Source organism: Pseudomonas sp. H3_A02 (genome assembly GCF_054671965.1).
On sequence record NZ_CP162807.1, the window covers coordinates 1,565,065 to 1,589,969 of the forward strand.

Here is a 24,905-nt window from a genome sequence, read left to right on the forward strand (position 1 = left end):
TATTTTTTACGGGGGTGTTGTGTAAAAAAATGAACAAGGCTAAGCTCGATTCAAACCCATAACAGCAATAATACCGGGGTGCTTCATGTCTCGCCTGCCGTTAATCGGCGTCACCACCTGCTCCAAGCAGATGGGTCTGCATGCTTATCACGCCAGTGGCGATAAATATTCCCGGGCTGTCGCGACAGCCGCCAAGGGCTTGCCAGTGCTGCTCCCGTCCTTGGCGGATCTGTTCGCGCCGTCCGATATTCTGGACGCCCTGGACGGTATTCTCTTTACCGGCTCTCCTTCCAATGTAGAACCTTTTCACTACCAGGGCCCAGCCAGCGCGCCGGGCACTGCCCATGATCCTGCACGGGACGCCACCACCCTGCCGCTGATCCGCGCCGCTGTCGCGGCGGGCGTCCCGGTGCTGGGCATCTGCCGTGGTTTCCAGGAGATGAACGTAGCCTTTGGCGGCAGCCTGCATCAGAAGGTTCATGAAGTGGGAACGTTTATCGATCATCGTGAAGACGATACTCAAGCGGTGGACGTCCAATACGGTCCTGCCCACACCGTGCATATCCAGCCTGGCGGCGTACTGGCAGGCCTGGGGTTGCCTCAATGGATAGACGTCAACTCGATCCACAGCCAGGGTATCGAGCGCCTGGCACCTGGCTTGCGGGCCGAAGCGGTGGCGCCGGACGGCCTGATCGAGGCTATTTCGGTATTAGAAGGCAAGGCTTTTGCTTTAGGTGTGCAATGGCACCCTGAATGGGAGGTAAGCTCTAACCCGCACTACCTTGCGATTTTCCAGGCATTTGGCGATGCCTGCCGCGCAAGGGCAACACAACGCGACGCGGATGCGTCAAACAACGCCTGACGACTAATAGCAGTCAGGAAACTCACGCCTAGAGGCATTTATGAGTAACAACCTCGACCAGCTCACCGATTGGTTGAAAGACCACAAGATCACAGAAGTCGAATGCATGATTGGCGACCTGACCGGTATCACCCGGGGCAAGATCTCGCCGACCAACAAGTTCATCGCCGAGAAAGGCATGCGTCTGCCCGAGAGCGTTCTGCTCCAGACCGTTACGGGCGACTATGTCGAAGACGACATCTATTACGAACTGCTCGACCCGGCTGACATCGACATGATCTGCCGCCCGGACGAGAACGCCGTATTCCTTGTGCCATGGGCCATCGAGCCCACCGCCCAGGTCATCCACGACGCCTATGACAAGCAGGGCAACCCCATCGAGCTGTCGCCGCGCAACGTGCTCAAGAAAGTGCTCAAGCTCTACGCCGACAAAGGCTGGCAGCCCATCGTCGCGCCGGAAATGGAGTTCTACCTGACCAAACGCAGCGACGATCCGGACTTTCCGCTGCAACCGCCCATTGGTCGCTCCGGCCGCCCGGAAACCGGTCGCCAGTCTTTCTCGATCGAAGCGGCCAACGAATTCGACCCGCTGTTCGAAGACGTCTACGACTGGTGCGAGCTGCAGGAACTGGACCTCGATACCCTGATCCACGAGGACGGCACGGCGCAGATGGAAATCAATTTCCGTCATGGCGATGCCCTGTCCCTGGCCGACCAGATCCTGGTGTTCAAGCGCACCATGCGCGAGGCGGCACTCAAGCACGACGTGGCGGCCACGTTCATGGCCAAGCCCATGACCGGCGAGCCGGGCAGCGCGATGCACTTGCACCAGAGCATCATCGACAAGGAAACCGGCAAGAACGTCTTCTCCAATGAAGACGGGACCATGAGCGATCTGTTCCTGCACCACATCGGCGGTCTGCAGAAGTTCATCCCCGAGCTGTTGCCGCTGTTCGCCCCCAACGTCAACTCGTTCCGCCGCTTCCTGCCGGACACCTCGGCGCCGGTGAACGTGGAGTGGGGCGAAGAGAACCGCACCGTGGGCCTGCGCGTGCCGGATGCCGGGCCGCAGAACCGTCGGGTGGAAAACCGCTTGCCGGGCGCCGACGCCAACCCGTACCTGGCAATTGCCGCCAGCCTGCTGTGCGGCTTCATCGGCATGGTCGAAGGCATCAACCCGAGCGCGCCGGTGGTGGGCCGTGGTTACGAACGCCGCAACCTGCGTTTGCCGCTGACCATCGAAGACGCCCTGGAACGCATGGAAAACAGCACCACCATCGAGAAATACCTGGGCAAGAAATTCATCACAGGCTACGTCGCGGTCAAGCGGGCCGAGCATGAAAACTTCAAGCGCGTCATCAGTTCGTGGGAGCGGGAATTCCTGCTCTTTGCCGTCTGAAGCGCCGGGCGGAGCTGCTTAAGGCAGCTTCGCCCTCACCGATCACAGGAGAATTCGCATGACCCGCAATAACCCGCAAACCCGTGAATGGCAGGCCCTGAGCAACGATCACCACCTGGCGCCGTTCAGCGATTTCAAGCAGCTCAAAGAGAAAGGCCCGCGCATCATCACTCACGCCAAGGGCGTCTACCTCTGGGACAGTGAAGGCAACAAGATCCTCGACGGCATGGCCGGCCTCTGGTGCGTGGCGGTCGGTTATGGCCGCGAGGAACTGGCCGACGCCGCCAGCCAACAGATGCGCGAACTGCCGTACTACAACCTGTTCTTCCAGACGGCCCACCCGCCGGTGCTGGAATTGTCCAAAGCCATCGCCGACATCGCCCCTGAAGGCATGAATCATGTGTTCTTCACCGGCTCCGGCTCCGAGGGCAACGACACCATGTTGCGCATGGTCCGCCACTATTGGGCGATCAAGGGCCAGCCGAACAAGAAAGTCATCATCAGCCGCAAGAACGGTTATCACGGTTCGACCGTCGCCGGCGCGAGCCTGGGCGGCATGACCTATATGCACGAGCAGGGCGACCTGCCGATCCCGGGCATCGTCCACATCGCCCAGCCTTACTGGTTCGGCGAAGGCGGCGACATGAGCCCCGAAGAGTTCGGCGTGTGGGCGGCCAACCAGTTGGAAGAAAAGATCCTGGAGATCGGCGTGGACAACGTCGGTGCCTTCATCGCCGAGCCGATCCAGGGCGCCGGTGGCGTAATCGTGCCGCCGGACAGCTACTGGCCGCGCATGAAGGAAATCCTCGCCAAGTACGACATTCTGTTCGTGGCTGATGAAGTGATCTGTGGCTTCGGCCGTACCGGTGAGTGGTTCGGTACCGATCATTACGGGTTGAAACCGCACATGATGACCATCGCCAAGGGCCTGACCTCTGGCTACATCCCCATGGGCGGGTTGATCGTGCGCGACGACGTGGTCGCGGTGCTCAACGAAGGCGGTGACTTCAACCACGGGTTTACCTACTCCGGTCACCCGGTGGCCGCGGCGGTGGCCCTGGAAAACATCCGCATCCTGCGCGACGAGAAGATCATCGAGCGTGTCCACAGCGAAACGGCACCCTATTTGCAGAAGCGTTTGCGGGAACTGAACGATCATCCGCTGGTGGGTGAAGTACGCGGGGTCGGTTTGCTGGGGGCGATCGAACTGGTCCAGGACAAGGCCACGCGCAAGCGCTACGAAGGCAAGGGCGTGGGCATGATCTGCCGGCAGTTCTGTTTCGATAACGGGCTGATCATGCGCGCGGTGGGCGACACCATGATCATTGCGCCGCCGCTGGTGATCAGCAAGGCCGAGATCGATGAGCTGGTGACCAAGGCGCGGCAGTGTCTGGACCTGACCCTCAATGCATTGCAAGGCTAAGTGCTAGGCTCTGAGCGAGGTGCCTGCAAGGGCCTCGCCCAGCGTAAACAAAAGGCTGGGCTTGTGTTGAAAGCCTGGCCTGTAACTTGCCAGACTACCCGCTGTTCAAGTTGCCCGCGAGCCGGCTGCTGAACGTGGCTAAAAAGAATAACTGGAGCATCAATCCATGAAGGCATTAGGTATGAAGATAGCTGGCAAGACCCTCCTCGCCATGTCCCTGATGGGCGTGATGGCGGGCGCCGTCCAGGCGGACGACAAAGTGCTGCATGTCTATAACTGGTCCGACTACATTGCGCCGGACACCGTCGCCAAGTTCGAGAAAGCAACGGGGATCAAAGTCGTCTACGACGTGTTCGACAGCAACGAAACCCTGGAAGCCAAGTTGCTGGCCGGCAAGTCCGGTTATGACATCGTGGTGCCGTCGAACAATTTCCTGGCCAAGCAGATCAAGGCCGGTGTCTACCAGGAACTGGACAAGTCCAAGCTGCCGAACTGGAAGAACCTGGACACCGACCTGCTCAAGGCTGTCGGCGATGCCAGCGACCAGGGCAACAAACACGCCTTCCCTTATATGTGGGGCACCATCGGCATCGGTTACAACCCCGAGAAGGTCAAGGCCGCATTGGGCGTCGACAAGATCGACTCCTGGGACACCCTGCTCAAGCCCGAGAACATCGCCAAGCTCAAGAGCTGCGGCGTAAGTTTCCTCGATTCGCCAACCGAAATGATTCCGGTGGCCCTGCATTACCTTGGCTACCCGACCGACAGCCAGGACAAGAAGCAATTGGCCGAGGCCGAAGCACTGTTCCTCAAGTTGCGTCCATCGATCGGTTACTTCCACTCGTCCAAATACATTTCCGACCTGGCCAACGGCAACATCTGCGTCGCCGTGGGCTATTCGGGTGATATCGAGCAATCCAAGAGCCGAGCTGCCGAGGCTGGCGGCAAAGTGAAAGTGGCCTACACCATTCCCAAGGAAGGTGCCGGTTCGTTCTACGACATGGTCGCCATTCCCAAGGATGCCGAAAACGTCGAGGCCGCTTATAAGTGGATGAACTTCATCATGCAGCCGGAAATCATGGCGGAGATCACCGACAACGTGCGTTTCCCTAACGGTAACAAGGCCGCCACCGCTTTGGTGGACAAGGAAATCTCCGGCGACCCGAGCATTTATCCATCGGATGAAGTGAAGGCCAAGCTGTACGCCATCGCCGACCTGCCGTCGGCAACCCAGCGGATCCTGACTCGCAGCTGGACCAAGATCAAATCCGGTAAATAAGCCGGCCTGAAGCATCCTCCTGTTGTTGCTGGCATCGCGGCGGCGGCAACAGGAGCATTCAATAACTAAAAGTTTTGCGGGATCGGTTTATCGAGGGTAAGTTGCGCGCCGGTTTTGTTGCAGGGCCCATCGTGGCCAAGTAACGGGGGCAACTTGGGCCCAACTATTTAAGAGGACCTCCACGTGCCAGTCTTTTCTTTGTTACGCAACGCCTTGCTGGTCGGTGCCGGCCTGACGCTCGCTGTCAGCGTCCAGGCCGCCTCCACCGTGCATATTTATAATTGGTCGGACTACATTGGCGAGACCACCCTGGCGGATTTCGAAAAAGCCACGGGCATCAAGCCGGTGTATGACGTGTTCGACTCCAACGAAACCCTGGAAGGCAAGTTGCTGGCCGGGCGCACCGGTTACGACGTGGTCGTGCCGTCCAACCACTTCCTGGGCAAGCAGATCAAGGCCGGGGCGTTCCAGAAGCTCGACAAGGCGCAGTTGCCCAACTACGCCAACCTCGACCCTGTGCTGCTCAAGCGCCTGGAAAAGAACGACCCGGGCAACCAGTACGCCGTGCCTTACCTGTGGGGCACTAACGGTATCGGCTATAACGTCGAGAAGATCAAGGCGGTCCTGGGCGTCGACAAGATCGATTCGTGGGCCATGTTGTTCGAGCCGGAAAACATCAAGAAGTTGTCCAGCTGCGGCGTTTCGTTCCTCGACTCGGGCGACGAAATGATCCCGGCGATGCTCAACTACCTGGGCCTGAACCCCAACAGCGAAGACCCTGAAGACTACAAGAAGGCCGAGGCGCAGTTGCTCAAGATCCGGCCTTACGTGACCTACTTCAACTCCTCCAAGTACATCTCCGATCTGGCCAATGGCGAGATCTGCGTGGCGGCCGGTTTCTCCGGCGACATCTTCCAGGCCCGCGAACGTGCCAGTGAAGCCGGCAAGGGCGTCGATATCGCCTACGTGATTCCCAAGGAAGGCGGCAACCTCTGGTTCGACATGCTGGCGATCCCGCGTGACGCCACTAACGTCAAGCAAGCGCATGCCTTCATCAACTATGTGCTCAAGCCTGAGGTCATCGCCCAAGTCAGCGACGTTGTCGGTTATGCCAACCCGAACCCGAAGGCTGGCGAACTGATGGACCAGAAAGTACGCACCGATGAAGCGGTTTATCCACCGCAAGCGGTCGTCGACAAGCTCTATGTCAACTCCGAGTTGCCGCCCAAGATCCAACGACTCATGACCCGCAGCTGGACCAAGGTCAAGTCGGGTAAATAACCTCAACACCCTTGTTCGTCCGCGTGGGGCGAACTGCAAATTTTGTGGGAGTTTCGTAAATGGCAGTTGCCTCCGGCGCCTATAAGAAAGCCCTCGAGGGCGACCAGACACCCAAACAGGTGCTGGTCAAAATCGACCGGGTCACGAAGAAGTTCGACGAGACGATTGCCGTGGACGATGTGTCCCTGGAAATCAAGAAAGGCGAGATCTTCGCCTTGCTCGGCGGTTCGGGATCGGGCAAATCCACCTTGCTGCGCATGCTGGCCGGTTTCGAGCGGCCCACCGAGGGACGGATTTTCCTCGACGGTGTGGACATCACCGACATGCCGCCCTATGAGCGGCCGATCAACATGATGTTCCAGTCCTACGCCTTGTTCCCGCACATGACCGTGGCGCAGAACATCGCCTTCGGCCTGCAACAGGACAAGATCCCGAAGGCCGAGATCGATGCCCGCGTGGCGGAGATGCTCAAACTGGTGCAGATGAGCCAGTACGCCAAGCGCAAGCCGCACCAGCTCTCCGGCGGCCAGCGCCAGCGTGTGGCCCTGGCCCGTTCCCTGGCCAAGCGGCCGAAGCTGTTGCTGCTCGACGAGCCGATGGGCGCGCTGGACAAGAAGCTGCGCTCGCAGATGCAGCTGGAGTTGGTGGAGATCATCGAGCGGGTCGGCGTGACCTGCGTCATGGTGACTCACGACCAGGAAGAGGCCATGACCATGGCCGAACGCATCGCGATCATGCACCTGGGCTGGATCGCCCAGATCGGCAGCCCAATCGACATCTACGAAACCCCGACCAGCCGGCTGGTCTGCGAGTTCATCGGCAACGTCAACATCTTCGAGACCGAAGTGGTGGATGACGCCGAAGGCCACGCGGTGCTGACTTGCAAGGACCTGGACCGCAACATCTACGTTGGCCACGGCATCAGCACCTCGGTGCAGGACAAGTCCGTGACCTATGCCATTCGCCCGGAAAAACTGTTGGTTACGTCCGAGCAGCCGACCTGCGAGCACAACTGGTCCAGCGGCAAGGTCCATGACATCGCCTACCTGGGCGGCCACTCGGTGTTCTACGTCGAGCTGCCGAGCGGCAAGTTGGTGCAATCCTTCGTCGCCAACGCCGAACGCCGTGGCCAGCGTCCGACCTGGGGCGACCAGGTATTCGTCTGGTGGGAAGACGACAGCGGCGTGGTACTTCGCTCATGAACATGCGCAAATTCAAACGCCGACTTGATCGAATAACGCCCGGTGGCCGTCAACTGGTCATCGGGGTGCCTTTCATCTGGCTGTTCCTGTTCTTCATGCTGCCGTTCTTCATCGTCTTGAAGATCAGCTTCGCCGAAGCCGACGTGGCCATCCCGCCGTACACCGAGATCTACAGCTACGTCGACCAGAAGCTGCAGGTGCTGCTCAACCTCGCCAACTACGCGATGCTGAGCGAGGACGAGTTGTACATCGCTGCCTACCTTGGCTCGCTGAAGATGGCCCTGATCAGCACGGCCTTGTGCCTGTTGATCGGCTACCCGATGGCCTATGGCATCGCCAACGCCCGCAAAGAGATGCAGACGGTGCTGGTACTGCTGATCATGATGCCCACCTGGACCGCGATCCTGATCCGCGTCTATGCGTGGATGGGCATCCTCAGCAACAACGGCTTGCTCAACGGCTTTTTGTTGAGCATGGGCTGGATCAGCGAACCGCTGCAGATCCTCAACACCAACCTGGCGGTGTATATCGGGGTCGTCTACTCCTATCTGCCGTTCATGATCCTGCCGTTGTACGCCAACCTGGTAAAACATGACGCCAGCCTGTTGGAAGCCGCGTCGGACCTGGGTTCGAGCACCTTCAACAGCTTCTGGAAAATCACCGTGCCGCTGTCCAAGAACGGCATCATCGCCGGCTGCATGCTCGTGTTCATTCCCGTGGTGGGCGAGTTCGTGATCCCGGAACTGCTGGGTGGCCCGGAAACCCTGATGATCGGCAAAGTGCTGTGGCAGGAATTCTTCAATAACCGAGACTGGCCGGTGGCTTCCGCCCTGGCGGTGGTGATGCTGGCGATCCTGATCGTGCCCATCATCCTGTTCAACCGCAGTCAGGCCAAAGAAATGGAGGGCAAGGAATGAAGCGCTTCAGTTTTTCAAGCCTGATGCTGGTGCTGGGTTTGCTGTTTATCTACGCGCCGATGCTGATCCTGGTGATCTACTCGTTCAACGCCTCGAAGCTGGTGACGGTGTGGGGCGGTTGGTCGATCAAGTGGTACGTCGGCCTGCTGGACAACAGCCAGTTGATGGGCTCGGTGATGCGCTCGCTGGAAATCGCCTGCTACACGGCGATTGCCGCGGTGGCCCTGGGTACGCTGGCGGCTTTCGTGTTGACCCGCATCACCCACTTCAAGGGCCGCACGCTGTTCGGTGGCTTGGTCACCGCGCCGCTGGTGATGCCGGAAGTGATCACCGGTCTGTCGCTGTTGCTGCTGTTCGTGGCCATGGCGCAGATGATCGGCTGGCCCCAGGAGCGTGGCATCGTCACGATCTGGATCGCCCACACCACGTTCTGCGCGGCCTATGTGGCGGTGGTGGTCTCGGCACGCTTGCGTGAGCTGGACCTGTCCATCGAAGAGGCGGCCATGGACCTCGGTGCGCGGCCGTGGAAGGTGTTCTTCCTGATCACTATCCCGATGATCGCGCCGTCGTTGGCAGCGGGGGGCATGATGTCGTTCGCGTTGTCCCTGGATGACCTGGTGCTGGCGAGTTTCGTTTCCGGCCCCGGCTCGACGACCTTGCCGATGGAAGTGTTCTCGGCCGTGCGCCTGGGGGTCAAACCGGAAATCAACGCCGTGGCGAGCCTGATCCTGCTGGCGGTGTCGCTGGTGACCTTCCTGGTCTGGTATTTCAGCCGCCGCGCCGAAGAAAATCGCAAGCGCGCGATCCAGCAAGCCATCGAAGAAAGCGCCGCCGACTCCTGGAAACAACCGCAAGTCCGCCGGGCCGAGACCGCACCGGTCTAACCCGACACTGGCGCCAAATGTGGGAGCGGGATTGCTCGCGAAGACGGAAGTACATTCAACATTCATGTTGGCTGATACACCGCTTTCGCGAGCAAGCCCGCTCCCACAGGTTTTTTGGGGCGCCTGCAAATCCGCGGTCGAACGCAGATCCCATTGTGGGAGCGAGCCTGCTCGCGATAGCGGTGTGACAGTCGACGAAGAGGTTGAAGGTCAGTCCGCCACCGCGAGCAAGCCCGCTCCCACAGGTTTTTTGGGGCGCCTGCAAATCTGCGGTCGAACGCAGATCCCATTGTGGGAGCGAGCTTGCTCGCGATAGCGGTGTGTCAGTCGACGAAGAGGTTGAAGGTCAGTCCGCCATCGCGAGCAAGCTCGCTCCCACAGGTTTTTTGGGGCGCCTGCAAATCCGCGGTCGAACGCAAATCCCATTGTGGGAGCGAGCTTGCTCGCGATAGCGGTGTGTCAGTCGACGAAGAGGTTGAAGGTCAGTCCGCCACCGCGAGCAAGCTCGCTCCCACAGGTTTTTTGGGGCGCCTGCAAATCCGCGGTCGAACGCAAATCCCATTGTGGGAGCGAGCTTGCTCGCGATAGCGGTGTGACAGTCGACGAAGAGGTTGAAGGTCAGTCCGTCATCGCGAGCAAGCCCGCTCCCACAGGTTTTTTGGGGCGCCTGCAAATCCGCAGTCGAACGCAAATCCCATTGTGGGAGCGAGCTTGCTCGCGATAGCGGTGTGACAGTCGACGAAGAGGTTGAAGGTCAGTCCGCCATCGCGAGCAAGCCCGCTCCCACAGGTTTTTTGGGGCGCCTGCAAATCCGCGGTCGAACGCAGATCCCATTGTGGGAGCGAGCTTGCTCGCGATAGCGGTGGGCGGGTTATTCGCCACTCACTTCTTCAACGCGTCATGGGCCTCCAAGGCTCGCAGGGAGTAGATGTACGCCGCGCCGGCATTCAGTGACACGGCGGTGGCCAGGGTGGCGGCGATTTCTTCGCGGGTGGCGCCGGCCTTGATGGCGGCGTCGGTGTGTACGCCGATGCAGCCGTCACAGCGGGTGGTGATGGCGACGGCGATGGAGATCAGTTCGCGGGTCTTGGCATCGAGCACATTGTTCTCAGCCGCGGCTTCGTCCAGGGCCATGTAGGCCTTGACCATCTTCGGATTGCTTTTGCCCAGGGCGCCAAAGGCGCTCTTGATGGTGGGCAGCAGCTCGGACCAGTTATTGAACATAGCATTGACTCCTGTGGAAGAGGCGGGGGGAATGAGCCCCTGTAGTCTTGACCATCCATGACGATCAAGCCCGGTTAACGATGGGAAAAGACCTGCGCGTCCGATTCAGGGCGCCCTGGCCGGCAACAGCTTCAAGGTGCCATGGGTATTGGCCGTCACTTCCTCCTCGGCCAGGTGCGCCTGGTGATACAGCCCCTCGATGTACGCCTCGGCCTGATCCTCGTAATGCTTGTCGAACGGTACGCCGCTCTGGCCGACGGGGTTGATGGTGACGCTGTGGCTCGGGTCGGCGAAGTCGATGATGCGCCGGGTCGAAGGCCCGTAGGTCACCGGCCACGGCGCCGGGCCGATTTTGGCGGAGAGGTTGTTGGGCACTTCATGGGTGCCCGGCGCGGCGAACGGGCCGACGTTGAAGATCCGGTCCAGTGGTTTCTGCAGCCCCAGCGGGTGGCCGTGGGTCAAGGTGTGGGCCTTGCCCCATCGCCATTGCGTGGCGTCTTCGCCGAGGGTGGCCTTCAGGTGGGCGAGGCTCTTGTCCCAGGCCTTTTTCACGGTATCGGCACGGGTTTCCGTGCCGAGGGTCGTGCGGTCATCCCACCATGGTGAATCCTCGGAGGCCGCGAGGCGTGGCAGGGCTGCGTCGATCACCCGGGTCGACAGAGCGGTCTCGAAGAACCCATCGCCCAGTTCATCGTGCAGGGCGGCGTCGGCCAGGTTGAACAGGAACTGGTTGAACAGCGTGGCGCTGATGGAGTCCAGGGGATAATCGCCCGGCCATTGGGCCAGTTGCTCCACCCATTTGCGTTGCTGTGGGTCGCTGACCACTTCACGCAGCACCGGCAGTAAAGGCGCGAGCAGGCGAGGGCCGTAGGCGGTGGTGGTGCCCAGTTGCAGTTTCTGGGTAGCTTCCAGGTCCCACTTCGCCTGCTTGTCGCTGAGCTGACGGTTGAGTTGCTGGCCACGGTCGGCGAGGTTGTAGTAACCGGGAATCTCGATGCCGCTGGCCGGCACCGGCTGGAAATTGGCCGAAATGATGTAGCCCCGCGCCGGATTCTCTTCCTGGGGATTGCTACTGAACGGATAGAAGCCTTCCTTTTCCGCCTCCGGGCTACTGCCATCGAGGATGAACCCGGGCTTCACGCCGATTGGACGTTTGGGCAATTGCGCCGCGGCCCACCAGCCGATATCGCCCTTGGCGTTGGCCCACACCACGTTCAATCCGGGGGCGTGGATATTGGCCGAGGCGCCACGCGCCTTGGCCAGGGTATCGGCGCGGTTGAGCTGGTAAAAGGCGTCGAGGATCGGGTTGCGACTTTCCAGGAACCCCCACCACATGGCGACCGGGGTCTTGCCGGCGTTCGCACCGAGGGCATCGTTGACGATCGGACCGTGGGGCGACTGGCGCAGCACCAGCGTCACCGGTGCCTGGCCCTTGACCGCGATCTGCTGCTCGCTGCGAGCCATGTCGACCCATTTGTCGCGGTACCAGACCTGCTCGGGATTGTCCGGGTTGACCTTCTCGGCGATCAGGTCCAGGTCGTCGTTCTGGAACATGGTGACGCTCCAGCCGAAATCCTTGTTCATGCCCAGCGTCGCAAAGGGCAGCAGCGCCTGGTACTGCCCGTAGAGTTCGAAACCCGGAGCCGACAGATGCGCCTCGTACCACACCGACGGCGCGGAAAAGCGGATGTGCGGATCGCCCGCCAGCAACGGCTTGCCGCTGCGGGTACGGCTGCCGGCAACCGCCCAGGCGTTGCTGCCCTCGAATTGCGGCAGACCGTTTTCGGCCAGGGCTTGCTCGCTCAGGCGGGCCAGGGCGTTGAGGTCTTTCCAGTCGGCGGCGGCCAATGGCAGGCCAGTCTTGCGACCTTCGTCCAGCACGCCCTGGGGCTGCCAGTCGAGGTCGAAGATGTTCAGGTACTCGGCACCCAGTTGATCGCGCACATAGGTCAACAGGGGTTCGGTGCGAAAGGCGGCGGCAAAGCTGTAGGCCATGTAGCCGGTGATGCTCACGGTGTCTTCAGCAGTGAAGGGACGCTTGGGAATGCCCAGCACATCGAACTCCACGGGCCGGGTGTGGCTGTCCTGGTAGGCATTGATCCCGTCCAGGTACGCTTGCATGGCGATCCAGGCCGGGGATTGCGGATCTTGTTCGGTCACATAGGCCGCGGCGCGCTCGCGGATGCGCAGGCTGCGCATCAGCTTGTCGGTGTCCAGCAGCTTTGGCCCCAGTACCTCGGCCAACTCGCCCCGGGCCAGACGGCGCATGAGCTCCATTTGAAACAGCCGGTCCTGGGCATGGACATAACCGAGGGCGCGGTAGAGGTCGGTTTCGTTTTCGGCGCGGATATGCGGCACACCGCGTTCGTCGTAGCGCACTGTCACCGAGCCCTGCAGCCCTTGCAACTGCATCGTGCCCTGGCGGGTGGGCTGCTTGCTGTAGAGGTAGCCGCCCGCGACGATGATCGCGGTGACGATCAATGACAGGAAGGCGATGAGGGTGCGTTTCATGGTGAGTCCTTATTCTGGTGACAGCGGTTCCATGGCCTCGCTGTTGATTCCCTGTTTAGCATACGGCTGCTTCCCGGCGCATCGTCCGTCGGAGGGATTTTCTCCAAGTCGCCTCGCGGGCGGGAGTATAGGCGGTGGAAAGTCTCGGGCAGCGGCCGGGTTTTGGAGGCCGGCGCCGCGAGTCGGGAGGCTATCGTCGATCGGCGCGGCAATCACGTCGGCCGTCGTCGAAGCGCAAAGGGATGTGAGTCGGCGTGTGTCGCGAGGGCCGGCCACAGGAGGCTCCTGCGGCCGGCGTAGCTAGAAGGGCGGTTTCAACCGGTGATCGTCAAGCCAGCGAAGGATGGCTCGGCGAGTTCATCAGCTTGGCCGGGTGGTGGGTGTTGGTTCGTTGGACGGCCCGCCCTGGGGCCGTGCTTCGCCGCGTTCCGCCAGCTCCAGATTGTTGTCCGGGAGCGCGTTCTTGGATCGCGTGGTGAGGTTTTTGACCTTGTTGGCGCCCAGGTTGAGACCCGCGATAGCGGTTTGGGGAACGATCTGGGTAAAGCCGCGAGCCACGTGGTAGGTGTTCTCCAGATTGCGCCGCAAGCCTTCCGGCTGGGTATGAGGGAGGGTGTCGCGGTTGGGATGCAGGACGTTCTGCAATGGCACGTTTGCACGCTGGGCGAGGTTGTCCTCCTTGTCTTCATTCATCGCCTTGTTTTCCAACGGGGCTGCCACGCTGTTGGCAAAGAACGGGAACAGGGTCAGGCCGGAGTTGTAGAACGTCGCGACCACCTGCTCGAGTTTTTTCTGCACCGGGGCGTCGTCGCCCGCCTCGGACGCGCCGCCCACTGCGGTTCGCAGGGCGATCCCTTCGCCGACGCTGACGAACCGGTTGGAGAGGTCGCTGAGGTTGGTCATGCTGATAGGGTTGAGTTTGTCCTTCGCCTCGGAAAAGGCCTTGGGCAACAGTTCGCCCCAGTTCCGGTTTTCTTTTGTGACCCGATAGGTGGGAATCTGCTCGTCACCATGGGTCTGCGCATATTTCGCCACGGCCTGGCCGCCCGCCATGAAGGTGCCGCCCACCGCCGAAGCGAGGCTGCGGGCGGCGATACCCGAGGCGTTTACCGAGCTGAACTGATCCAACGTGTCGCGCACCGCGTGAGCGGCCCCGAAGGCAAGGTAGCCGGTGAAGTCACCGCTCATGGTGCCAAAGTTGTTGGCGTTCTGTTTCAGTTTGAACTCGTCGCGCTTTTGCGCCTGGGAAGCGTCGAGTGTCGCGAATTGCGGGTTGGCGACCCGACGCCCGTTCACGGTGATCTCCTGCAAGGGCTTGGGGTACACCGCCAACGGGTCGACTTTGGCCAGGCCCTTGCCGATGGTCTTGTCGACCACCACCTGGACAAACGGGCGAATGCCGTCGCTGATCACCTTGTGCGCCGTACCAAGGACGGCTGAGGTCGCGGCGACATGTTTGCCATAGGCCGTATCCGCCATCGCTTCATCGATCGCCGCGGTGCTTGCGCCGAAGTGGCCGGCGGACGCAACGCCCTGGGGAATTCCCGCGTCGACGAAGACCGCCAGGCCAGTGACGAAGCCGGTCTGGGTCTTGAGTTCGGCGACATGGTCCTGGCGCGCGATGTTCTTCAAGGCGGTGTCCAGCCCATCGTTTGCCTTCGTCGCCTTATCGAGCTTGCTCGGGGTGGCTGGCTTGGCCTCATCCTTTTTCAGCAACTCACCGAGCTCCGTGCGCACTTCCTGCAGTTGGATCAATTGATCCCGCGCGCTGTCCTGCTCGGCCTTGGGCAGGGCCTCGTTGCTGGCGGCCTCTTGCGCGTGGGCGATACGGCTGTCCAGGAACGTGCTCAGGCGTGTGGGCATTTCCTCGGTCATGGCCTTCACCACACCCTTGGCGTAGCCCCGGAAGGCGGCATGGCTGCGCTCCAGGTGCGCAAGGTCCTCATGCCCCTGGGAGTTGTCGATGACTTCCTGGCATAACGAATGATAGGCCCCGAGGGTGTTGCCCACGCGCTCGCAATGGGCATCCCAGACGGCTTTGAAACCGCCGCTGGCGTCCCGTGCTTCTTCGCTGCTGTTCAGGTATTTGTCGAGGGCGGTGGTGAAGTCTTCGGTTTCCTTGCGGCCCGACAGCATCGGGTGCGTCTTGCCGCCCAGCTCGGCCAGATGCTGGTGCATGTCCTGATAACTCGTTCCAGGCGCGTAGCTCAGTGCCTTGCCTTCCAGGGTCATATGTGCCCGGGCAAAGCCGATGGGATCTGCTTCAGGGTCCTTTTTGCCCAGCCTGCCGATCATCCCCTCCAGGCGGGTCTTTTTGCTGGCGAAGGCCTGCTGCGTCGAATCGGTGGAACTGCCGGTGAAATGGTAGGGCACCAAAGGGGTCGTGGAGGGACGAACCTGCTCGGCAAGGTTGCCTCCCACCGGTCTGATTTCATCGTCCTGCTGTTGGCGCAATGCCGCGAGGCCTTGGTTCTGGCTTACGGATAAATCTGCCATGGTTTTCTCCTAGAGCGACAAGGCGCTGTTGAGTCCTGAATGACGCTTGATGGGGTTTGGCGCCTGGGCAGGCTTGGCGTCGCGACCCGTGTCGGGGCCGTCGAAGAAGTAGCCATCGCGCCAAATCAGCGCCATGTCGGCAGCCCCGCCCATCAGCCCGAGCAGGCGCTCGGCCGTGAGGGTTTCCAGGGGCACGTGGCCGATCAGGATCACCTGTTCGCTGTCACGGTTGTAAGACAGGGAAGGGCAGAACGCCCCGCTCAGCAGGTACAGGTTGGTTTCCAACAGCCGTTGCAGAACCGCTTCCCGATTCGCCACGGGCAACGGCCCAAAGCCGCAGTAGATGAACACGTCTCCTTCGCCCGCGCCTGGGGTGTGCTTCAGGGAAAAGTCCACATCCTTGACCGACAGGTTCGCCTGTTCGTAGAACGCTGACGGGGTGGGAATCATCGTGAGTGCGCAGAGCTGATCGATCAGCTTGCAATAGGTGGGTGACGCCATGAGTGACCTCGCATTGTCATCCAGGCGCCGACGAGCGCCTGCTGCCCATGGTGAGTGACACCCGCGGCATTTCGGTTCCAACCGAGCGCCGTTGCCGCCCAATGCCAGCGCGCTGGATGACCTGCGTGGAACCAGTGTCCTGTGATCTGCCACCCAATGGCGCCACCTCATTCAAGGTCGACCGCCCATGTCCCGATCACTTGCACCTTCGCCGGCTCTTCGCTTCGTCCCCAAAGGGTTGTCCATGCTGGCCATGGGGACCTTGCTGTATGGCTGCCAGCACCTCGAACCGCAGTTGACCATTGGCGATCCTTCCGCCAACGAGCCTTATCGTTCGCAACTGCGCTGGCTGGAGCCGGCGCCTACGGACACCATCATCCAGATCAGTGAGTTGGCCCCGCAAAGCGGCGGTAGCCTGTGGGCGCGCATGCGCCAGGGATTTTCCTTGCAGGCCAAGACCCAGGGTGTGGCGCGCGTCGATGAGCAGCGCCGCTGGCTGATGGCGCGCCCGGCGTTTCTCACCCAGACCGGGCGTGCCGGCAGCCGTTACTTGCACTTCATCGTGGGGGAACTGAACAAGCGCAACATGCCGCTGGAACTGGCACTGTTGCCGGCCATCGAGAGCGGGTTCAATCCGAACGCCCAATCGCCCGCCCAGGCCATGGGCCTGTGGCAATTCATCCCCGCCACGGGACGCCGTTACCAGTTGCAGCAGCGAGGCGACTATGACGAGCGCCGTGACATTCCATCGTCGACGCGGGCCGCCCTGGATTATTTGTCCTATCTGCACGATTACTTCGACGGCGACTGGCTGCTGGCGCTGGCCGCCTATAACGCCGGGGAAGGGCGGGTACGCGACGCCATCACGCGCAATCGCGCCCGCGGCCTGGCGACCAATTATTGGAACCTGTCGTTGCCCGGTGAGACCCAGAACTATGTGCCGCGGCTGCTGGCGCTGTCGCAACTGGTGAATGCGCCCGCGGACTATGGCGTGAGCCTGGCGCCCATCGCCGACCAGCCATATTTCCAGATGGTCGCCTTGGCGCAGCCCGTGGACCTGGCGCACCTGGCGCTGTTGTCCGGTGTTCATGAGCGAGAGTTGCGCATGCTCAACCCCGCCGCGCGTGGCCGGGCCCGGGGGCGCTTGCTGATGCCCTTGGAAGCGTCGCGCCGGTTGCAGGCCCAACCGGACATGATCGCCAAGGCGGCGCTGCCCCGCGTGCCTGGTAGCGAAGAGCCCATGGTTGGCGCTCCCGATACCGGCGCGGCCGAGCCGCAGGTGGCGGAGGTGGCCGCGCCACCAGGAGTTTGAGCCGATCGTCACCTTCCAGAAGCGGAACGCGGAGCGTCCCTGGCGACATTCCCACGCAGGAGCGTGGGAACGATCGATCCGCGCCAGCCGGCTACTAATTCTTCCATCCGGGGTCTACAGGCAGCCCATCGCGACATTGGCCAAGCCGCGTGCGCGCGGGTCCATCAAGACGTAGGAGCCAATGGTGTTGCAGGCGAAGCCGAACGCCACCCCGCGTTCAGGGTCGGCAAACCCGATAGTGCCTCCGGCGCCCATGTGGCCGAACGCCTCGCTGCCCATGCCGTAACTGCCGTTCGCCACGTCTGGCTGGTTGAGCATGATGCCCAGGCCAAAACGCGTTGGGGTCTGGATGGTCGGATCGTATTCGGCGCTGTGCTCGCACAACATTTCGTTGAGCAACGGCGACTCCAGTAATCGCCCGTCGAGCAGGCCGGTGTAGAACGCTGCCAGGCTGCGGGCATTGCCGTGTCCGTTGGCCGCGGGTTGGGTCATGCGTTTCCAGCCGGTTTCGTTACTGCGCCCCAGTACCATCGGCGGATTGGCGAAGGCCAGGGCACTCATGGCGGTCGGCGCGTTGAGCACATCGTTCAGCACCCGGCCAAAGGCTTCATCGTCGATCTCGTCCTTGGTGCGCGCCATGTAAGCGCAGCGAGCGATGGTCGCATCGTCCAGGCCGATGTGGAAATCCAGCCCGAGCGGCACCGCCACGCGCCGATGAATGCTTTGCGCCGGCGTCAGACCATCCACCCGGCGTAGCAGCTCGCCGAGGATCCAGCCGAACAGCAAGGGCGAATACGTCTGCTGTTCCCCTGCCGCGGCCCAGGGATGCTCCTCGGCGATCAGGTCCGTCATGGTGTTCCAGTCGTAGAGGGTTTCCGGTGCCAGGGGCGTGCGCAACGCCGGCAGCCCGGCGCGATGGCAAAGCACCTGGCGCACTGTGATCGACGCTTTACCGGCGTTGGCGAAGGCCGGCCAGTAGTGGCAGACCGGCGCGTCCAGGTCCAGGCGTCCTTCGCCGACCAACTGCATGATCGCCACCGCTGTGAAGGGCTTGGTGCAGGAAAACAGATTGAGCAGCGTGTCGCGCTGCCAATGGCTGTCCGGTTCCGGCCCGGCAATGCCGGCCCACAGGTCGATAACGGTTTCGCCGTCAATCTGGATGCAAAGGGCGGCACCGCGTTCGAAAGGGCTCTGCATCAGTCGGATAAACGCCTCTTTGACCGGTTCGAAGCGGGTGTCGCATTGGCCATGGATAGCAAGTGCACGCGTCATGTCAGCTCCACGCAAGGGTTGGTGTTTTTCCTTGAGTGACGCCAGCTGTGCAAACGGTTCACCGACGGGTCCAGATCCCACAGGGATCTTTTTGGCCAGCCTTGCCACTCAAGGAGCAACGATTCATGCCCCTGGAGAGTGTTCATGGCTTACGAGCGTACCCTTGATTTCAATAGCGACGCGTTTCGCGGCGAGGCCTATCGGCATTATGCGGCGCTGCGCCAGACGTCTCCGGTGTTCCTCAGCCAGGCCGAAGGACAGTTGCCGATGTGGTACGTCACCGGTGCCCGGGAAGTCGAGGAGGTGCTGCTGGACAACGAGCGCTTCGCCCGTGACCCGTCGCGGATCGATGCGCAGTTCGCCGCGATGCTCGGTGGCGAGCAATCGATCGCGTTCCTTAACGAACACATGCTCAACCGTGATGGCGACAGTCATCGCCGCTTGCGTCGCCTGGTCAACAAGGCCTTCACGTTGAAGGCGGTGAACGCTCTGCGGCCGCGTATCGAGCAGATCGCCGAGACGTTGCTGGAGCCCGTGCGGTCGAGCGGGCGAATGGACGTGGTGAGCCAATATGCATTCCCGTTATCGATCACCGTCATCGCCGAATTGCTTGGCGTCCCTGCGCAAGACCGTGACGATTTCCGCCGCTGGTCCCACATGATCGTCCAGCAGGTGGGGCACGACCTGAGCGAGTTGCAGCGTTGCTACAACGAATTCGCCGGCTACATGCTTGCATTGATAGACCAGCGTCGGGCGCAGCCGGGCGACGACCTGGTGTCGGCATTGGTGCAGGTCGAGGAAGAGGGCAGCATGCTCAGCCAAAGTGAGCTGTGCAGCATGATTGCGCTGCTGATCATCGCCGGGCACGAAACGTCGGCGTCGATGATCGGCAATGCTGTGCACATGCTCGTGCAGCACCCGAAGGCGCTGGCGCGATTGCGCGATGAGCCGAAGTTGATGCCCGGCGCGGTCGAAGAGCTTCTGCGTTATGACTCGTCGGTGGAGCGGGCCATGGTCCGCTTCGTCACCCGGGACACCGAGCTGGCCGGGCAGCGTTTGCTGCGCGGGCAACTGCTGATTGCGGTGGTGGGTTCGGCCAATCGTGACGAAGCGCTGTGTGCCAATCCTGACACGCTCGACATCACTCGCCCGGCCTGCCCACACATGTCTTTCGGCAAGGGCACTCACTACTGCCTGGGCGCCTCGCTGGCCCGGCAGGAGTTGGAAATTGCATTGAATACGCTTCTTCGGTGTTGCCCTGGGCTGCGATTGACGGTCGATCCCAGCGCCGTACGCTGGCGTTACGTCCCCAACTTCCGGGGGCCGGAGGCGTTGCCGGTGTGCTGGTCGGTGGACTGAGGCGGTTGCTGCCGGGAGACGCCCAGGTGACGGTGCATGCGGTTTACTTGAGAGGGCGTATGAATGTGTGGCGAGGGGATTTATCCCCGTTGGGCTGCGAAGCGGCCCTGAAGCCTGCCGCCGTGGCGTGCCTGGCTGGTCGCAGTCAACCTTTTCGGGGCTGCTGCGCAACCCAGCGGGGATAAATCCCCTCGCCACAATGGATCGAATAAACCCTGGGTGAGTAGCGTTGTTTGTGACTGTGCAGAAAATGGCACAGGCCTCTGCCTGATAAAAAAAACGGCTCGTCCGACGTCAAGCCGGACGAGCCGTGGACTCACGCCAGGCTGGCCTCCTCGGTTTGCGCCGGCGCTGAAAGGGGGGTGGGTGCCGTGTCGCTTGGCGTCAGGTGCAGTCCATAGAGCACGACATCCGCACGCGTGTCCGCGAACCGGGCAATCCCTGGAAAGCGTCCCCATTGCGTTGCGCCAAGTCCTTGTACGCCGCGTTTGCTGGCCTCGTTATGCTCGATGATCCAGGCCACCAGCGTCTCGAAACCATACCGTTTGGCCAACACCACCGCGGCTTGGCCAAGGCGAATGCCGACGCCGCTGCCGATGTGGTCGTTGCGCACGTAGATCGACACTTCGCCGGTCAATCGACAGGCCTGGGCGCCCCAGCAGAAGCGGTTGACGATCAACCAGGCGACGACTTCGCCAGCGCGTTCAAGCACGTAGATCGGATCGCCCTCCTTGACGAAACAGTCGACGAAGAACGTCATTTCCTTCAGGGAAAACGCTCTGAGTACGGGGGAGCTGGTCCCCCCCAGAGCGCTTTCGTTGAAGATATCTGTCATCACCGGCAAGTCGTCGGGGGTGTAGCGACGCACGCCGCGTGGCAGGTCGGGCCGGCTGTTCAAACGATTCTGGGTCATGGTCGGGCTTCTCCGTAGACGCTTCGCTTGAGTTGTTCACGCGCGCGAAACAACCTTGAGCGCACGGTGCCAATGGGTACGCCCAGCCGTTCGGCAGCATCGCGATAACTGCTTTCAGTGTCCACGGCGGTCCACAGGGTATCGCGCATGTCCTTGGGCAGTGCGTCCATGGCGATCAGCGTGCGGTCCAGCAATCGACGGTTATCGCACAGTTCACTCAAGTCAATGTCGTCACTGGACTCGTTGAACTCGCTTTCATCGAAAGTGCTCAGCGGCGGCTGTGCGTAGAAGCGGCGGAAATGGTTGCGGATCAGGTTCAGGGCGATACCGCACAACCAAGTGTCCTGCTTTGCCAGCCCTTTGAACTTCTGCTGGTTACGCCAGGCTTCCAGGTACGTGAGCTGGATGATGTCGTCGGCGTCGTCTTGGTTGAGTACGCGTTTTTGCACAAACAGACGCAGTTTGCGTTCCTCGCCGAAGCAGATGCCTGGCGCACCCGTGGGTGCCGGGGAGGTTTGCGGGGGGGCCATGAGATTCAGGCTGGTCATCAATAAATCCCTCTGAGTAGGTTCCGTAGCGTCGATGCAAATGTCGACGTTTCCCCTGTCAGCAGGACCTGTGCCAAGCCAAATTTGTTAGTTATCTATTTGATAAATAAGTCTTTTTATCTAGTGCTTTTGCTCTATTTGTGCAAGGGCATGCACAGCCGTCCCGAGCCCCACTGCATGAAATTGCACCGAGCGAACGCTTGGTCGGGAAGCCCTCTCGAACCGGTCAGAAAAGGCCACGGCCGCCGATGGAACCGAATGCCGGATCGCCGCCACCCACTGAGCGTCCGAAACCACGCTCACGGCCATCATGAAAGTAGAAGCCCCGACCAATGCGCGTATTGCCGTCAACCTTGCCCAGGCCGCTTCGGCCGTCGTGGGCATGGGCAAGCCTGTCGAATCGTTCCAGGCCGTGCAGTCCAATTCGATGGAGGAGGTCGGCATGACCTTCAGCCATCACGTGGAGCGCAATACCAAGGCACTGAGCCAGCGGCGCATCCGCAATGCCCGCAGCGAGGTGGGCCAGGTGCGGGTCGAGACGCGCGAGCAGTTGGAGGAGTGGTACGACCAACTCGGCCATCCAGGCAAGCAGAGCCTGGGCGCGATGGCCGCCCAGGCGGGTCTGTTGTTGCGTGGCGAGCCGGTGCTTGAGGAGGTGGTGCAGTCCACCGGTGGAGACCCGGCCCGTACCGACCTGATCCTGCAACAAACATTGCGCGATGCCGAGGTGCAAGGGCGTCTTGTCGAAGCCCAGCGTGCTCGCGACTACCTGCAGTTATTGCGCGAGCGTTATGGCGCGCAGATCCAGGCGGGCATGAACATCGCCGAGGCATTGCGCGCTGCGGGCGGCGATCCCGAACTGCGCCAGGCGGTACGGCGGCTCTACTACGACACCGTGGTGCTCAAGCAGTCATTGCCCACCATGATGCAGGCATTGCTTGGCCTGTTCGGCGAGGCGGCGTTCGTGCCGGGGCTGGACATGATGCGCCGGGCACTGGCTGACGACATCGCCGCACACACGCCTTCACGCCCTACCGCCCTGTTGCGCACGTTGTTGATCGGCCTGGCGGCCTCGACGCAACTGGGCAGTGTCCTGCATAGCTGCCGCCGTTTGCTGGAGCAGTTGGCCTACAGTTGCCCGGCCAGCCAGCTCACCGCCGTGTTGCTGCTCCAGCGCATGCTGGGGTTTGTCAGCAGTGGCCTGTCGGCGGCGGAAGTACGGCGCATCGGCCGTGAACTGGGGGGCGACCAGGAGCGGGACCAACTGGTCTCCCTGAACGGCCTGTATCCCTTGCTCAAGCGTTTGCCGCTACCCCTCTGGCGTGATGGCAAAAGTCGACAGACCGCGTTGAAGAATCTGTTGGTGCTGCTCGATGAGCGTTCCCGTGGCGAACCCCGAAGCCAGACCGCTGTTCCGGTGATTGGAGCGCGCTCATGATCGCCCTGTTGAACAAAGTCGCCAATGAAGCGGTGCGGCGCATCGAGGTGGTCGGGGCGTTCGTGGTGCTGGGCATTGTGTTCATGCTGATCCTGCCTTTGCCGACCTCGGTGGTCGATGCGCTGATCGCGATCAACATCTGTATTTCCTGCCTGCTGATCGTGCTCTCGCTGTACCTGCCACGCCCGCTGGCGTTTTCCTCGTTTCCGGCGGTGCTGCTGTTGACCACGCTGTTCCGGCTGGCGTTGTCGGTGGCCACCACCCGGTTGATCCTGCTCCAGGGCGACGCCGGTCATATCGTCCAGGCGTTCGGGAATTTCGTGGTGGGGGGCAACCTGGCGGTCGGGTTGGTCATTTTCCTCATTCTGACGGTGGTCAACTTCCTGGTGATCACCAAGGGCTCGGAGCGGGTCGCCGAAGTGGCGGCGCGTTTTACCCTGGATGCGCTGCCGGGCAAACAAATGTCCATCGACAGCGACCTGCGCGCGAACCTGATCGACGTCAGCGAAGCCCGGCGGCGACGCGAGGAATTGAACAAGGAAAGCCAGCTGTTCGGTGCGATGGACGGGGCGATGAAGTTCGTCAAGGGCGATGCCATCGCGGGCTTGGTGATCGTCGTGATCAACCTCATCGGCGGCTTTTCGATCGGCATGATGCAGCACGACATGAGCGCGTCCGAATCGATGCATTTGTATGCCGTGTTGACCATCGGTGACGGCCTGATCGCGCAGATTCCGGCACTGCTGATTTCCCTCACCGCCGGCATGATCATCACCCGGGTTTCGCCGGAAGGGCAGCCGGCAGGTAGTAGCGTCGGCAAGGAAATCGCCCAGCAGTTGACCGCCGAGCCCAAGGCCTGGGTGATCGCGTCGGTGGGAATGCTCGGCTTTGCGGCCTTGCCCGGTATGCCGACGTTGGTGTTCATTGTCATCGCCTTGATCACCGGCACCGCGGGCATCCTCCAGCTGTACACGCGCGCCCGGCAGGCCCGTCAGGGCGACCAGCCAGCGGATGTCGTCGCCCCGGCACAGAACGGCGCGGAAGACCTGCGCAGCTTCGACCCGACCCGTGCCTATCTTTTGCAGTTTTCCAAAGCCATGGAAGGCAACGCGGCGGCCGAGGACGTCATCCAGGCGATCCGCAAGAAACGTAATGCCCTGGTGGCCGGTTTTGGCCTGACCTTGCCACCCTTTGAGATCGAATACAGCGCGCTGTTGGAGGACGACGAGTTCCGCTTCTGCGTGCACGAGGTGCCGATGTTGCGGGCAACTTTCGGTGAGCGTGTGGCCGTGGCGCGCGGGCCGCTGCCGTTCGAAGCCCGCGACGGGCAGGTCGGCAGCGAGGTGCGTGACGAGCACCAGTGGCTATGGCTGACGCCTGACGATCCGCTGTTGGCGGACGAGCGCGTGGAGGCGGTGTCGGCCGGCGAATTGCTGGTGGAACGCATGAGCCGCGCCATGTTCGCCACGGGCCCGCAGTTCTTGGGCCTTCAGGAGAGCAAGTCGATTCTCAGTTGGCTCGAAGCGGGCCAGCCAGAGCTGGTGCAGGAGCTGCAGAGAACCATGCCATTGGCCCGTTTCGCCGCCGTGCTCCAGCGCCTGGCCGGCGAAGGTGTCCCGCTGCGCGCGGTGCGTCTGATCGCCGAGTCCCTGATCGAACATGGGCAGCACGAGCGTGACATCGGTGCGCTGACCGACTACGCACGCATTGCCCTGAAGTCGCAGATCTATCACCAGTACCGCGATGAAGACGGCCTGCACGTGTGGCTGTTGACGCCGGAAACCGAAGGCCTGTTGCGCGACGCGCTGCGCCAGACCCAGACGGAAACTTTTTTTGCCCTGGAAAGCCTGCATACCCGCGCCTTGGTGATGCAGTTGCGCGAAGGTTTCCCGTTGCGCGCCAGGCGCGTGGCCGTGCTGCTGGTGGCGCAAGACCTGCGGGCACCGCTGCGCGATTTGTTGCGCGACGAATTCAATCACGTGCCCGTGCTCGCCTTCAGCGAGTTGCACAGCAACGCCCAGGTCATCGTGCTGGGACGTTTTGACCTCGAGCAGGAAAAACTACAGGTGGAGGATGCCGCGTGA

The 24,905-nt window shown here is 61.7% G+C and carries 19 protein-coding genes; 12 read left to right on the top strand and 7 right to left on the bottom strand.

The window, feature by feature from the left end; all coding sequences use genetic code 11:
- Positions 1 to 85: 85 nt before the first annotated feature.
- From AB4N80_RS06685 to AB4N80_RS06720, 8 genes are all read left to right on the top strand, one after another.
- Complete coding sequence (locus AB4N80_RS06685; protein WP_122567466.1) at positions 86 to 862, top strand: gamma-glutamyl-gamma-aminobutyrate hydrolase family protein; 777 nt, start codon at positions 86 to 88, stop codon at positions 860 to 862.
- Between the two features lie 40 nt (positions 863 to 902).
- Positions 903 to 2,261, top strand: coding sequence for a glutamine synthetase family protein (locus AB4N80_RS06690; RefSeq protein WP_003206640.1), 1,359 nt, complete (start codon positions 903 to 905; stop codon positions 2,259 to 2,261).
- A gap of 58 nt (positions 2,262 to 2,319) precedes the next feature.
- Complete coding sequence (locus AB4N80_RS06695; protein ID WP_092203149.1) at positions 2,320 to 3,684, top strand: aspartate aminotransferase family protein; 1,365 nt, start codon at positions 2,320 to 2,322, stop codon at positions 3,682 to 3,684.
- A 181-nt stretch (positions 3,685 to 3,865) separates the two neighbouring features.
- Complete coding sequence (locus AB4N80_RS06700; protein WP_122567464.1) at positions 3,866 to 4,963, top strand: polyamine ABC transporter substrate-binding protein; 1,098 nt, start codon at positions 3,866 to 3,868, stop codon at positions 4,961 to 4,963.
- A gap of 183 nt (positions 4,964 to 5,146) precedes the next feature.
- Positions 5,147 to 6,244, top strand: a complete 1,098-nt coding sequence (locus AB4N80_RS06705) for a polyamine ABC transporter substrate-binding protein (protein WP_122567463.1) — start codon at positions 5,147 to 5,149, stop codon at positions 6,242 to 6,244.
- Between the two features lie 59 nt (positions 6,245 to 6,303).
- Entirely contained in the window at positions 6,304 to 7,446 is a 1,143-nt protein-coding gene (locus AB4N80_RS06710) for an ABC transporter ATP-binding protein (protein ID WP_122567462.1), read from the top strand.
- A complete protein-coding gene (locus AB4N80_RS06715; RefSeq protein ID WP_122567461.1) occupies positions 7,443 to 8,363 on the top strand; it encodes an ABC transporter permease subunit in 921 nt (306 codons plus the stop codon). The genes AB4N80_RS06710 and AB4N80_RS06715 overlap by 4 nt, the downstream gene beginning before the upstream one ends.
- The gene (locus AB4N80_RS06720; RefSeq protein ID WP_122567460.1) at positions 8,360 to 9,247 is read left to right on the top strand and encodes an ABC transporter permease subunit; all 888 of its coding nucleotides are present in this window, start codon (positions 8,360 to 8,362) and stop codon (positions 9,245 to 9,247) included. The genes AB4N80_RS06715 and AB4N80_RS06720 overlap by 4 nt, the downstream gene beginning before the upstream one ends.
- Positions 9,248 to 10,129: 882 nt before the next feature.
- On the opposite strand, the gene AB4N80_RS06725 is transcribed toward AB4N80_RS06720, so the two are convergent.
- The 4 genes from AB4N80_RS06725 to AB4N80_RS06740 form a co-directional block, all read right to left on the bottom strand.
- Positions 10,130 to 10,471 (bottom strand): carboxymuconolactone decarboxylase family protein, encoded by a 342-nt coding sequence (locus tag AB4N80_RS06725; protein WP_014340738.1) that lies wholly within the window; start codon positions 10,469 to 10,471, stop codon positions 10,130 to 10,132.
- A gap of 105 nt (positions 10,472 to 10,576) precedes the next feature.
- On the bottom strand, positions 10,577 to 12,982 hold the full coding sequence (locus tag AB4N80_RS06730; RefSeq protein ID WP_460081228.1) for a penicillin acylase family protein: 2,406 nt from the start codon (positions 12,980 to 12,982) through the stop codon (positions 10,577 to 10,579).
- 360 nt (positions 12,983 to 13,342) lie between these two features.
- Entirely contained in the window at positions 13,343 to 15,478 is a 2,136-nt protein-coding gene (locus AB4N80_RS06735) for a type III effector (RefSeq protein WP_460081231.1), read from the bottom strand.
- A gap of 9 nt (positions 15,479 to 15,487) precedes the next feature.
- Positions 15,488 to 15,979, bottom strand: a complete 492-nt coding sequence (locus AB4N80_RS06740) for a CesT family type III secretion system chaperone (protein ID WP_122567456.1) — start codon at positions 15,977 to 15,979, stop codon at positions 15,488 to 15,490.
- A gap of 187 nt (positions 15,980 to 16,166) precedes the next feature.
- Between AB4N80_RS06740 and AB4N80_RS06745 the strand changes: the two genes are divergently transcribed.
- Positions 16,167 to 17,291, top strand: coding sequence for a transglycosylase SLT domain-containing protein (locus AB4N80_RS06745; RefSeq protein WP_122567455.1), 1,125 nt, complete (start codon positions 16,167 to 16,169; stop codon positions 17,289 to 17,291).
- Positions 17,292 to 17,405: 114 nt separating this feature from the next.
- Here AB4N80_RS06745 and AB4N80_RS06750 read toward each other — a convergent pair whose 3' ends face one another.
- Positions 17,406 to 18,563, bottom strand: coding sequence for a serine hydrolase domain-containing protein (locus tag AB4N80_RS06750; RefSeq protein ID WP_122567454.1), 1,158 nt, complete (start codon positions 18,561 to 18,563; stop codon positions 17,406 to 17,408).
- Positions 18,564 to 18,707: 144 nt separating this feature from the next.
- Here AB4N80_RS06750 and AB4N80_RS06755 point away from each other — a divergent pair, with 144 nt between their 5' ends.
- On the top strand, positions 18,708 to 19,922 hold the full coding sequence (locus AB4N80_RS06755) for a cytochrome P450 family protein (RefSeq protein ID WP_305468777.1): 1,215 nt from the start codon (positions 18,708 to 18,710) through the stop codon (positions 19,920 to 19,922).
- A gap of 316 nt (positions 19,923 to 20,238) precedes the next feature.
- Here AB4N80_RS06755 and AB4N80_RS06760 read toward each other — a convergent pair whose 3' ends face one another.
- Together AB4N80_RS06760 and AB4N80_RS06765 are read right to left on the bottom strand one after the other, a co-directional pair.
- Positions 20,239 to 20,835 (bottom strand): GNAT family N-acetyltransferase, encoded by a 597-nt coding sequence (locus AB4N80_RS06760; protein WP_122567452.1) that lies wholly within the window; start codon positions 20,833 to 20,835, stop codon positions 20,239 to 20,241.
- Positions 20,832 to 21,383, bottom strand: coding sequence for an RNA polymerase sigma factor (locus AB4N80_RS06765; protein ID WP_122567451.1), 552 nt, complete (start codon positions 21,381 to 21,383; stop codon positions 20,832 to 20,834). The genes AB4N80_RS06760 and AB4N80_RS06765 overlap by 4 nt, the downstream gene beginning before the upstream one ends.
- 310 nt (positions 21,384 to 21,693) lie before the next feature.
- Here AB4N80_RS06765 and AB4N80_RS06770 point away from each other — a divergent pair, with 310 nt between their 5' ends.
- Both AB4N80_RS06770 and sctV read left to right on the top strand, forming a co-directional pair.
- Positions 21,694 to 22,821 carry a TyeA family type III secretion system gatekeeper subunit gene (locus AB4N80_RS06770; protein ID WP_122567450.1) on the top strand — a complete coding sequence of 376 codons (1,128 nt, stop codon included), beginning with the start codon at positions 21,694 to 21,696 and terminating at the stop codon, positions 22,819 to 22,821.
- A complete protein-coding gene (gene sctV, locus AB4N80_RS06775) occupies positions 22,818 to 24,905 on the top strand; it encodes a type III secretion system export apparatus subunit SctV (protein ID WP_122567449.1) in 2,088 nt (695 codons plus the stop codon). Before AB4N80_RS06770 ends, sctV begins: the two co-directional genes overlap by 4 nt.